The 12136-nt window shown below is 59.8% G+C and carries 10 protein-coding genes and 2 pseudogenes; 2 read left to right on the top strand and 10 right to left on the bottom strand.

Going from position 1 to position 12136, the window contains the following annotated elements:
- Nucleotides 1-65: 65 nt before the first annotated feature.
- The 4 genes and pseudogenes from ACS8YF_RS18570 to ACS8YF_RS18585 form a co-directional block, all read right to left on the bottom strand.
- Complete coding sequence (locus ACS8YF_RS18570) at nt 66-344, bottom strand: response regulator transcription factor (RefSeq protein WP_440851601.1); 279 nt, start codon at nt 342-344, stop codon at nt 66-68.
- 378 nt (nt 345-722) lie between these two features.
- Nucleotides 723-911: pseudogene (locus tag ACS8YF_RS18575) on the bottom strand (Rrf2 family transcriptional regulator); the annotation flags it as partial.
- Between the two features lie 357 nt (nt 912-1268).
- A complete protein-coding gene (locus ACS8YF_RS18580; protein ID WP_440851602.1) occupies nt 1269-1583 on the bottom strand; it encodes an NIPSNAP family protein in 315 nt (104 codons plus the stop codon).
- Between the two features lie 71 nt (nt 1584-1654).
- Complete coding sequence (locus ACS8YF_RS18585) at nt 1655-2245, bottom strand: LysE family translocator (RefSeq protein ID WP_440851603.1); 591 nt, start codon at nt 2243-2245, stop codon at nt 1655-1657.
- A 117-nt stretch (nt 2246-2362) separates the two neighbouring features.
- Here ACS8YF_RS18585 and ACS8YF_RS18590 point away from each other — a divergent pair, with 117 nt between their 5' ends.
- Entirely contained in the window at nt 2363-3220 is an 858-nt protein-coding gene (locus ACS8YF_RS18590) for a LysR family transcriptional regulator (protein ID WP_440851604.1), read from the top strand.
- A gap of 168 nt (nt 3221-3388) precedes the next feature.
- Here the strand turns inward: ACS8YF_RS18590 and ACS8YF_RS18595 are convergent, their stop codons facing one another.
- The 6 genes from ACS8YF_RS18595 to ACS8YF_RS18620 form a co-directional block, all read right to left on the bottom strand.
- On the bottom strand, nt 3389-4633 hold the full coding sequence (locus ACS8YF_RS18595) for a mechanosensitive ion channel family protein (RefSeq protein WP_440851605.1): 1245 nt from the start codon (nt 4631-4633) through the stop codon (nt 3389-3391).
- A 570-nt stretch (nt 4634-5203) separates the two neighbouring features.
- Nucleotides 5204-6733 carry an arabinosylfuranosidase ArfA gene (gene arfA / locus ACS8YF_RS18600; RefSeq protein WP_440851606.1) on the bottom strand — a complete coding sequence of 510 codons (1530 nt, stop codon included), beginning with the start codon at nt 6731-6733 and terminating at the stop codon, nt 5204-5206.
- Nucleotides 6734-6786: 53 nt separating this feature from the next.
- On the bottom strand, nt 6787-7614 hold the full coding sequence (locus tag ACS8YF_RS18605) for a carbohydrate ABC transporter permease (protein ID WP_440851607.1): 828 nt from the start codon (nt 7612-7614) through the stop codon (nt 6787-6789).
- A complete protein-coding gene (locus ACS8YF_RS18610) occupies nt 7611-8441 on the bottom strand; it encodes a carbohydrate ABC transporter permease (protein ID WP_440851609.1) in 831 nt (276 codons plus the stop codon). Before ACS8YF_RS18610 ends, ACS8YF_RS18605 begins: the two co-directional genes overlap by 4 nt.
- A gap of 152 nt (nt 8442-8593) precedes the next feature.
- On the bottom strand, nt 8594-9886 hold the full coding sequence (locus ACS8YF_RS18615; RefSeq protein ID WP_440851608.1) for an extracellular solute-binding protein: 1293 nt from the start codon (nt 9884-9886) through the stop codon (nt 8594-8596).
- 526 nt (nt 9887-10412) lie between these two features.
- Nucleotides 10413-11105, bottom strand: coding sequence for a transposase (locus tag ACS8YF_RS18620; protein WP_440851610.1), 693 nt, complete (start codon nt 11103-11105; stop codon nt 10413-10415).
- Nucleotides 11106-11208: 103 nt separating this feature from the next.
- Between ACS8YF_RS18620 and ACS8YF_RS18625 the strand changes: the two are divergent.
- A pseudogene (locus ACS8YF_RS18625) lies at nt 11209-11647 on the top strand (ester cyclase).
- The last annotated feature ends 489 nt before the right edge of the window (nt 11648-12136 follow it).

The following is a 12136-nucleotide window of genomic DNA, read 5'->3' on the forward strand; positions in this document are numbered from 1 at the left end:
TGTTCACACGGAATATCTGGTCATCAATACCGTATTTACACGGCATACAGACCCTTCGTTTTCCGCTAATCCCCGGACTCGTGGTGCCGCACCGCGGTAACCAGCGTCACCAATTCAGCCGAGGTTCTGGCGCCCATTTTGCGCTTGAGGGAAGCCCGGTAATCCTCGATTGTGCGCGGACTGAGCTCCAGATAATGGGCGATTTCCTTGTTCAGGAAGCCACGGAGCAGCAGATCAAGCACCTGCTGCTCGCGGGGTGAAAGCGAATCGAACGCCTCGATCAGTTCCTCTTGACTACGCGCGGCACCTCGGCGTAGTCCATTGTGTGCGCGTTTGTCTGCCATCTCTTTGCAATACCAAGCCGTTCCGCCTCGTGCACACCCTATGGTGGGATAACAATACAAGTTCTGGTTTCATCCAAGGTGCTCCGGCAATTAACACGCTTCGAATTCGTACCGTTAAGTCTGATTCCACTGGACTGAACGTCAGTGCGAAAAATGCTCTCGGCAGAGTACGACCATGGAAAAGAATAGCCCCGAAAAAAGTTCGAGACGCGGCATCCGCAACCCAGCTGAATCACGGATATTGCCGCCACAGCGACACAAGGCGATTTCAAACATTCGATAATCGGTCACCTTGCCCGAGAGACCAACACCGTATTTATACGGTACGTCGAGCCAGGGTGACCGTCGCTTTTAGCGCGTCTGCTCTCAGGCGTTACACCAACCGCCGCGGCGCCCCTTCTCGGCATCAACATGGCCGACCTTCCGCAGACCGGCCATCGTACGCCGCGCCACGACCGCGTTTTTGCCCGACAGAGAGCCGATCTGCACCGACGTCATCGACTCGGTCGCACGCGCCATATGCGACAGAAAGTGCAGCATTCGGGACAAACGGCTATCGGTGCGCATCGCGTCGCTCGCGTTCACTATTAATCCGGCACCAAAACAGCTGACTTCATCAGCTGTTTTCAACGCCTTCAAAAATAAAAGCCGGCGCCTGCCCGCCTTTTATTTTCAAAGGTTTCGCGACCAATGGCCGTGGCGAGCCTGCGGCCGCATACTCGCGATATTAACCCGAAAAATCATCTGCTTTTGTGCCGGTGCTTTTGTGCCGGCTTGATAAATCGGGCGGAACCCGAGACAGGATAAGCGGAAGGCGAGCAAGCCGGGCCGTTGCCGACCGGACCGGGCTTCGTATCGCGCTGCCGTTCCAAGTAACCGGGTCCACCTCAGGGCTTGCACATCGTCAAACCTGACCCCGAATGCTCACTCATATGCCTGTAACACCGGACGCATGAACGATCGTTCATAACTCAAATAGCACTGTGTCTTTTCGTAGTGGCGCATGGCCTCCTGGCAGTCCGGGTCGTCCGCGGCTTTCTCTCGATAGGCTTCGTAAGCCGCCAACGTCGGAAAGGAAAAAAGTGCGACCGCGATATTGTTCGGGCCTTCGTGAGGCAGGAAGTAGCCGTGATGCGTGCCGCCGAAGCGTTCGACCAGCGGGATCCAGAGCCGGGCGTAATGTTCGAAATCGTCCAGCTTGAGCGGGTCGATCACATAACGTAGATAGCAGGTCACCATGGAATATCCTCGATTGATTGCCAGTTCATTGAGACATCAGCGCCGTGCGACGGCAAAATTATTCGAATAAGCTACTCGAACCACAACGCGACGACGGACGCGGCCAGCAGAACGCCAAGCGCCCTATTGAGGGTTTGCCATTGTCGGTCGCTGTGCAGCAACTGTCCGAGCGCCTTACCGATCACGCACCATGACGTGAGCGATATAATGGCGGCTATGCCGAACGCGGCGCCAAGCTTCACGGCGAGCCCCACGGGGGTGTCTGCTAGCGCACTGAATGTAACGGCGGCGCTCAGTGTCATGGCCCAGCCCTTGGGATTCATCCAGAGCAGCACCGCCCCGCCCGCAAACGAAATGGGCCGGCGCATATTCTTCGAGTCCGGATCGGGCCGGCCAAGCGAGGCGACTTGCCAAGCGAGATACAGGAGATAGCCGGATCCGGCGATTCGCAACACGAGAGCGAGTGCCGGAAAGGCGTGTAAGAGACGGCCGAGTCCCAGCGAACTGGCCGCAGCCAGGCTAGCCAGGCCGGTCGCGATACCGGCAATCAGCGGCAGGCTGCGTCGCAGGCCGTGCTGGGTACCGGATGCCGTAGCCAATGTCGTGGCCCCACCCGGGGTAATGGTCGCCACAAAGACAAAGACCAATAACGACGGCCACATCCTGCGTCCTTGAGTGAGCCCATGAATCAGGTGGATTCTGTAAGATCCGGAAGCACGCGAAAAACGAATGTTTATAATGGGCGCCATTAGGCTTGCTTAAGCCTGGACGATAGACCGATGCCTCAAAATCTCGAGATTCGCCTTCTACGCACCTATGCCGCGGTCGTGCGCTACGGCAGCATGGTCAGGGCAGCCCACGCGCTGTATTTGACGCAGAGTGCCGTCAGCCAGCAGCTCAAACGCCTCGAGACGTTCCTGGGGCACCGTTTGCTGCAGCGTGATAACGACGGTTTAAAACTCACGGCCGATGGCGCCCGATTGCTGCGTCATGCGGAGGCGATGGTCGAACTCAATGATCGTTTTCTAGTCGAGACGACGAGCCGCCAGAAAATCGAACGCGTACGACTGGGCATGCCTTGTGATCTTGTCGGTCGCTACATGCCGGCGATTCTTAAATCCTTATCGACAGCAGATCCGGACATCGAGCTATCGATGCATAGCGGCACATCGGCCGAGCTTGAGGCCCTGTTGCTTTCCGGCAAAATCGATTTGTCGGTGCTGGAAGCGCCTGGGGATCACGCTGGGGCGACTCAACTGGTCTCGGAGCAGCTGGTCTGGGTCGGCAGCCCCGCGGGCCAGGCCCATGCAAGGCGGCCACTCCCGCTTTCGCTGGTCAGCGAACGATGCGTGTTTCGTGACTCGGTCTTCAGCGTATTGCGGGAACACAATATCTCGTGGGTGCACCGGTTCGAGGATGGCAATCTCGATGCAGCCATGGCCGCTGTAGCGGGTGACTTGGCGATCACCGCGTGCCTTGAGTCGGCCGTGCCATCCCATCTGCAGACGCTCCCGCGTGACTCGGAATTGCCGGCGTTACCGCGATTCTCGATCAGCCTGCATCATGCGCATGGAACAGGCTCTACTGCGATCAATCAGACCACCGATTCCATACGCGGCGCCATACGAGCGGCCTAGACCGTTCGCTTTCAGCCCGCGTCGAATGTTCGCAAGAAGCAGGCGATAGCGGCAGATTTTGTCCATGCGCGCAGGTCAAGGCCTGTCCCTTTTTTCCGAGATCCGGGCGCCAGCACGCCGGGTTGCGTCCTATGGTCCGAGCGAATGCAAAACCGCATATTGCGATACTTAGTACCCTGTCGCATCGTCGCTCGCCGGACCGGCAGACGGGGGCAGGTTACGATGCCAGACATCCAGCTGCGGGAAAGCGACGGTGACATTGTGGGCACGGAAGGCGGCATCGATCGCGCAGTTGATCTCCGAAATCACGATGAAGCGTCGCGTAATGTCGCGGATGAAGCAGCGCAGTTCGAAGTTCAGGGCCGAGTCGCCGAAGGCGAGGAACAACGCCTGCCGCTCGGGCATGCCCTTCAACCCTTCCCTGAGCACTTCGCGATGGGCGTGGGCCACCTCGAGCAGCAGGCGCTGCACCAACTGCACATCGCTGCCGTACGCCACGCCGACCGGGCAGCGCAGGCGGCCGTAGCGGTCACGTAGATTCCAGTTCTTCACGTGCTGCGTTAGCAATTCGGAATTCGGCACGACCACCGTAATCCGGTCCAGCGTCTCGATCTCAGTGGCACGGATGCGGATGCGCCGCACGAAGCCCTCGGTTTCGCCCACGGTAATGTAGTTGCCGCTGCGTACCGGTTGTTCGAACAACAGGATCAGGCCCGAGACGAAGTTGTTGACGATCGTCTGCAATCCGAAGCCGATACCCACCGATAACGCGCCGGCGATGAAAGCCAGCTTGGTGAGATCGAGCCCGACATAGCTGAGCACCAGGAGCGCGGCGACCACGAACAGTGCGTAGCCCGTGAGGGTGGCCACCGACTCACGGGTGTGTGTCTCCATCGGCGTGCGCGCCAGCCAGCGGTTTTCCATCACGCCGGTCAGCCAGCGGATCAGCGTGGCCAGCACCACCAGCAGGATCGCCCCCATGAGCAGCTGCGCCGGCACGAGCTGGATCTTGCCGATGGGAAAGCCTGTCCAGGCCATATGGCGCAGCAGGTCCAGGCTGGCGCGCGACAATCCCCAGAAGTGCAGCACGACCAGCGGCAGCGGCAACCATACCGCCAGATGCAGCAGCGCCGCCAACAGGTCGGCTTCACGAAAACGCTGGTCCGGCTCGACGCGGAGCGTCTGGCGGATACGCCGCTGCCAGGCATGGCGACCGACGTTCAGGCCCGTAGCCAGTCGTTCGATGCCGCGGCTGGCCAGCCAGGCCACGAACACGGCGGCAAGGCTGGCGGCCACCGGCACGATGGGCAGATGCGCCAGCGAGCCCGGGCGGAAATACTGCAACAGCGAGGCCGCCGCGGCCGCGACGGTCAGAATCAGAAGCAGGCCCGTGACCAGCGGTGCGCGACGCATCTAGTGTCCTGTCATGGCGCGTGCCGGCGGCGGTTCAGTGATGTCGCATACCGGTCGACGTTGCCGGCCGCCAGCCTCGCGGCTCGTGATACCGGCCGGGCGAAGGCTCAGATCCCCTGCGACGCTTTCGATCACGGGACCGGGCACCGTCTTGCGCACGACCGCATCGACCGTTGCAGAACAGGCCGGCGAGTCTTTGACGGACGCTGCCGCTGCCCACTGCCCCGGATTGTTGGTCACCGCTGCCACCCCGCTGCGCGTCGGGTCGACGCCTTGCCTCGTTACCGTACGCGCCAGCCCGGCGTTGCGCCGCATCCAGCCGCTCGATCACTCGCCGCCGCAGATGCCGCCACACCACGGCTGATGCCTACCTCACCGATCGTATCACGCGGTATCGCGGTTACCCCTTTTCAACGCAACGCCGCCTGCAACGGGGCCCTGTCCGGACATTCCGGGGACAATCGTCAAAACCGCGGCCGGCCACGAGGGCGCCAACTCAAGCCCCACCACATCGACGGCGCGCCACGCGCACGGCGCGAAAAAGCGCCGAAATCGGACGACGAATGGGCACTATATCCCGATGTGCGATACGTCTCGTGTGCGCACAACGATGACATTCCACGAGGCGGGCTGCAATGTGGCCTGTACGGTCGCCTCGCTCAAACGCACGCCCGCGAGTTGGCGGGGCACGACGCGATCGGGCTCGTCGGCCGTGTTGGTGGCCCTGGTGTCCTGTTCGTGGAGTTCCGTGGCGCTCACCAGTTCTTCAAGGCCGTAGCCGCGTAGCTCGGCGTTCAATTCCAGCGGCTCGCTCTGGTGTCGATTCATGGCCATCAGCGTCACCGTGCCATCCGCGCGGTTGTCGATGGCGGTGGCGTAAAGATAAGGCACCTCGATGCCCGCCTGTGTCGTGTAGCCCGGGCTGGCGGTATGCAACTGCAAGACGCGGCCATGGCCGTGGCGGGCAGCGAGTGCGAATGGCCAGAAGATGGTCTGTCTCCAGGCGGGCCCGCCGGGCTCGGTCATGATCGGCGCGATGACGTTGACGAGTTGCGCCAGGCAGGCAATTTTCACGCGATCGGCATTGTTGATAAGCGTGATCAGGGCGCCACCGACGATCAGCGCGTCCTCGAAATCGTAGACTTCCTCGATCAGGCGCGGCGCGGTCGGCCAGCCCGGCTTGTGCATGCAGGGTTCGCTGTGGGTGCGGTACCACACGTTCCATTCGTCAAACGACAGCATCACGCGTTTGGGCGAGCGCCGCTTGGCGGCCACGGCGTCGCAGATCGATACCACCTCGCGGATGAACATATCCATCAGTTCGATCTCGGCAAAATATTCGCCGAGATCGTCGTGGTCGTTGCGAAAGTAGGTATGCAGGGAAATAAGGTCGACCTGATCGAAGCAGTGGTCGAGCACTTCCTGCTCCCAGTGTCCGAAGGTCTGCATGCCGCGGTTTGACGAGCCACAGGCCGCGAGCTGTACATCCGGGTCGACCCAGCGCATGACCTTGGCGCTTTCCTGGGCCCGGCGGCCGTACTCGGTGGCGGTCAGACTGCCGATCTGCCAGGGCCCATCCATCTCGTTGCCGAGACACCAGTATTTGATGCCGTGCGGCTGGCGATAGCCGTGCTGAATACGCCAATCCGCCAGCGCGGAACCGGGCGCGCCGTTGCAGTATTCGATGAAGCGCCGTGCGTCATCGATGCCGCGCGTGCCCAGGTTGACCCCGAACATGGGCTCGATGCCGGTGACGCCGCACCAGTCGATGAACTCGTTAGTGCCGAATTGATTGCTTTCCGTGGAAAACCACGCCAGATCGCGACGTTTCGGGCGCTCGGCCTGCGGGCCGACGCCGTCCTCCCAGTTGTAGCCGGACAGGAAATTGCCGCCGGGATAGCGCACCAGCGTCACACCCAGCTCTGCTACCAGCGCGAGCACATCGCCGCGGAAGCCGTGGGCATCAGCGGTGGGATGATCCGGCTCGTAGATGCCGGAGTACACGCTGCGCCCCATGTGTTCGACGAAGGAACCGAAAAGCATTCGATCCAGTTCGGAAACGACGAAGTCTCGATCAGCAATCAGTTGAGCGTTCGGCATGTGAAACCCGTGTCGTCAGTTGAATCAGGCGTGTCGTTCGTCCTCGAACGGCCTCATTTGAGCGCGGTGGTCGACATCACGCCCTCGGTGATCCGCTTCTGGAAAAATAGATAGGCGATCACCACGGGCACTGCGGCCAATACGGCGGTGGCCATCTGGTTGGCGTAGGTCACGCCATAGGCCGACTGCACCTGGGTGATGCCCACCGGGATCGTCATCTTGTCGGTCGACGTGATGATCACGAATGGCCAGAAGAAATTGTTCCAGGCCACGATGAACACGATGATCGCGATGGCCCAGGTGATACCCCAGTTGATGGGTAGGTAGATACTGAACAGGATGCGGAATTCACCGGCGCCGTCCAGACGCGCGGCATCGCGAAAATCCTGGGGCACATCGTCGAAAAAGCGCTTGTAGATGATCACTGCGGCCGGGAAGGCAAGCTGCGGCAGAATGATGCCGGCGTAGCTGTTTACCAGGCCGAACCGGTTGAGCAGCATGTAGAGTGGGATGGCGTTGGCCTCGAGCGGGATCATGAAGCCCGCCAGGACCAGCCAGAACAGCATCGTCCGTCCCTTGAAACGGAGCTGCGATAGCGCATAGGCACACATCGCTGACAGCAGCAGGGTCGCCACGGTAATGATCACGCCAGTAATGACGCTGTTGATGTACCAGACCACGATCGGGCTGTTTTCCAGCACGTTGCGAAACGCAGCGAAGGTGATATGCGTCGGAAACCAGGTCGGCGGGCGGGCAATGGTCTGGGATTCGCTGATCAGCGACGTCTTGACCGCCCAGTACAACGGAAACAACCAGAACAGAGCCAGCAGACTCGTGACCACGAACAGGGCGGCGGTTGCCAGATGGCGGCGTATCGTCATGCGTCACCACCCTTGCGGCTGCTCAACAACCGATATTGAATGAAGGACGTGACCAGGATGAGGACAAACACGCTCACCGAAATCGTGGCGGCATAGCCGCCGTTGTGCTGGTTGAACGCCTGGCGGTACATATACTGCAAGAGCACGATGGTCGAGTTGTAGGGCCCGCCGTGGGTCAGCAGATAGACCTGATTGAAAATCTTGAACTGCAAGATCAACTGCAAGGTGAATACCAGTACCGTCACCGGGTACAGCATCGGCCACGTAATCGACGTGAACAGCCGGAAGGGGCCGCAGCCGTCCAAGCGTGCTGCCTCATAGATCTCGTTCGGAATGTTCTGTAGCCCGGAAATGAACAGCACCGTGTTGAAGCCGACCATCCACCAGATCGTAACGAAAGCGACCGTCGGCATGGCCCAGCTGGCGTTGTCCAGCCAGGCAATGTTGGTGCCGAACAGATAGTTCGCCACGCCGAAATTGGGGTCGAGGATCCATGCCCAGATCATCGTGACCACGCTCACCGGGAGGATGTACGGCAGGAAAAAAGCGGCGAGAAAAAACGGCCGCAGTCGGTTCCATCGCAGAACGAGAATAGCGAGCAGCAACCCCACGGCAGTGCTGGGTGCGGCCGTCAGCAGCACAAAGTAAACGGTGTGCCAGACCGAAGCCCAGAACAGCGGATCGAAGATGAGTCGGGTGTAATTATCCAGACCGACGAATGCACCGCCGTTGCCCGTCAGATCGGCGCTCGTGAAGGTCAGCCAGAATACGCGGATGGCGGGATAGATCAGGAATACGCCGTAAACGACCAGAAACGGCGCGATCATCAGCAACGCAGACCGCGCGTTTTTGCGACGGATGGCACGCCGCGACCACGCCTTGGCCCTCACCCCCGACGATTCGGCTCGTTTCGTGCTCGACGATTTCTCGGCCATGATTCCCGACTCCGCGCCTTATCCTGGTCTACGGTTGCGTCCGGCTAGTGCTGGCTGGCGCTCACAAGACTCTTGCGGAAGTGCGCGATGGCGGCCTTGGGCGTCATCTGACCGGCCATCGCCGGCACAAAGAAATTGTCGACCGCGTTGTAAGCCGGGCTGGCGACGCCGAAGACCGGCAGACTGGGCGCGAATACGACGTCCTGGGCCGCCTGTGGCGTGTACTCGTTGTTCGGCACCATCTGCTTGAACTGGGCGCTGTCGAGCACCGGCTTGTAGGCGGGAATATGCCCGCCCGCGGCCCAGATCATCGCGTGTTTTTCAACGTAGTCGATAAACGTGTATACCGCCTTGCGCTTGGCCGTCGACATCGGCTGGCCTTTACGCGCCGGAATGGCCAGGTTGTGCGAGTCCGCCCAAGTGTCTCGGTTGGCATACATTTTCGGGAACGCCATGATGCCGTAATCAAAGCCAAGGGTGCCCTTCTTCTTGCCGTCGACCAGCGTGGGCACTTCCCAGTCACCGTTGATCATAAAGGCCGCGCGGCCACTCGTGAACAAAGCCACCATAGCCGGATACGACGTGTGATGACTGGTGTAGCCCCGCTTCGACCAGTTGGCGATAACGCGCAGGCTCTTCAGGCCGGTCGAATCAAGATCCTTCAGATCGAGCTTATGGTTCTTTTCGAGCGTGCCGTGCTGCTGCTTGAACAGCGTGTACCAGGTGCGCCATACCGTGGGAGCATCGTTCGACGCAAAAGCGATCGGCAACGCGTTGGTCCGGGTCTTGATCTTCTTGAGCATCTTGTCGAACTGCTTGATGCCCTGGATCTTGAGCTGCCCCGACTGACCGAGCACGCCGGCCTTGCGCAGCACGTCTTTGTTGTAGTAGAGCACCAGCGTGTGCGTGTCCAGCGGCACCCCGTAGAGCCGACCGGGTTGGCCATATGCCTTGCTATCGGCCAGCGACTTGTCGATCAGGGTTTTCAGGAACTGATCCTTGTGCAGGCCGACCTTGTTCAGTTCTGCGGTGGTGTTCGGGCGTAGATCGCCCTGTTTGATCCCGATCGGAAAATGCGACAGGTGATAACTGACGACATCCGGCGCGTTGCCCGATGCGACGGCGCTGTGCAGCTTGGTGTAGAACGGCGTACCCCACTTGAGCGTGGTCGAGTCAACCTGGATGCCGTTGTGGCTTTTATTGAAATCCTGAACCAGCTGCTTCATGCGAACGCCGTCGCCACCGGTGAAGAAATTCCAATAGCTAATGGTCACCGATGCCGCGAAAACACAAGGCGAGCAAATGAGTAGCGCGATGGCAGCAACGGCATATTTCATCATCGGTTCTCCTCCGCTGCCGCCGAAAAACAGCGGCAAGCGTTCGCGATACAGACCGCACCCGGCCTGACCGTGAATCGGCTAGGCTGGGCGACAGTTGTTTTTATAGGACCGACCCTACCGCCGCGCCATCGCCGTGTATATCAAAAGTCCGACATTTCATACCTATGTATTACTCAGCTTTTCGATAGGCGTACATTTTCAGGCAATTATTCGACTTTTGTATAAATGGCCCGATCTCGGAATGATCGTTTTTGTGACGACGCACTAAAAGTCATCTGTTTTTATCTAACGCCTCGACTCCGGGAAATAGCAAAGCAATCACACCGCCCTGAACCCTTGCCATATGGGCACCACAACGCCAGACCCGGTCGCAAGGACGGAACCCGCGGGATGCCATTCATGGCTCAATGGAGCTCAAACGCAAACTCCACAAATGGCCCCTTTGACTCCAAATTTTTATCTATTTGCGCGACACTTAGGACAAAAGGAGGACAATAGGGGAGCGACCACGCCCCACTCTGACCTAGTCCGGCTTTTTTCTTGGCCTACCCGGCGTCCCGCGGCTCACGCGTCGTCCCAGCATCGCCGCGACTTGCTGCTCGAATCGCTCGGTGCCCAGCACATAGTTACCGTGGGTCGCCTTGCGGATTTCATCCACTAAACCGGGGTTCAGTTCGTATCGGAATAGTTCGCGGTACGCGGCCTGGCGATCGCCCGGGCTGTCGCCCAAGGCGTCGTAGAGCGGGTGCGAGGTGATCAGGCGGCTTTGCTCGCCCTGCCCGTTCACACGGTAACTGGACCATCGGTAGTCGGCCGGGTGCGCGACCATCTCGGCTCGGACGGGGTTGAGTTCGATATAGCGGTAGCATCCCATCACGTAGTGCTCTTCCTGTGCCAGGCAAGAGCGGAACCGTCCCTCCCAGAGCGTGCCGCTGCGTCGATAGGTGCGGTTCACATACTGAACGTAGCGCTGGCCGAGTCGTTTCATGAGTCGACCCGCGCCAGCGGCAGTCTGCGCACTCAAAAGCAGGTGCACGTGGTTCGTCATCAACACGTAGGCATGTATGGCCACGCGCTCAATGGCTGCATATTCTTGCAGCCACTCCAGATAGAAGCGGTAATCGTCGTCAGCGAAAAAACAGGCTTGCCGGTTGTTGCCCCGCTGGATGATGTGGAGCGGTATGTTGGGAAGTATGACGCGCGGACGTCTTGGCACAGCTTTATTCAAATGCGAACCAAAGTCGGAGTGTATCACTTAATCGTGGTCTGTCCCCTATTATTCCGCATGCTGTAGGCACCGACCCGGCATCGTGATGCAAATGAACAGGCACGAGGACGAATTGGCGGCCATTAACCGGCAGTACATCAGCTGCCTCGACGATGAGAACATTCGCCAGCCTGGGGCGCTTTGTCGATCCTGCCGTTGTACATAATGGGCGGCCGCTCGGCCTGGACGGTTACCGTCAGATGCTGGAAAACGACGTGCGCGCCATTCCAGACCTGCAGTTCGATATTCAACTCCTCACCGTCGACCCGCCCTATGTGGGCTGCCGGCTCGGCTTCGACTGCACGCCGACAGGCGAACTCTTCGGCCTCCCGATCAACGGCCGGCGTATCCAGTTCACCGAGAACGTGTTCTACGAATTCCTCGATTCGCGGATCAAAACCGTATGGTCGGTCATTGACGAGGCGGCGATCCGAAGACAGATCGGGAAATCGCCCGATAGCGGCTCGGCCGAGCCGCTTCGCGCCGAGTGAAAAAGTCACGGGCAACCCGCTGACCATCGAGGGTAGAGCGCGTGGCCTGCCGCGAATGGCGCGCCTCACGAATTCCGGCGAAAAGCCCCTGTGTTGCAGTTTGAAGTTGAATCCATCGCACTAGAGGCAAAAGGCAAGACCCGACCCCGGGGCCCGTATCACCCCCACTCATGTCCTTCTCGATCTATAAAACCCTAGCCGGTGCGCTTTGGAGTGGAATCCGCCGCAGCGTATCACTTAACCGTGGTCTGTCCCCTATTAGTCCCGTGCATGCGGCAGGCTCCGACTCGACATCGTGATGCAAATGAACAGGCACAAGGACGAATTGGCGGCCACTTACCGGCAGTACATCAGCTGCCTCAACGATAGAACATTCGCCAACCTGGGGCGCTTTGTCGGTAAGCGCTCCACCAACCCCATCCTTCCGGCGGCATAATCGATAAGCCAATCTCTCCGCTGTCGCTATTGACGGAGAGATTGAGATGTCGG

The organism is Salinisphaera sp. SWV1 (assembly GCF_052044155.1).
GTDB lineage: Bacteria > Pseudomonadota > Gammaproteobacteria > Nevskiales > Salinisphaeraceae > Salinisphaera.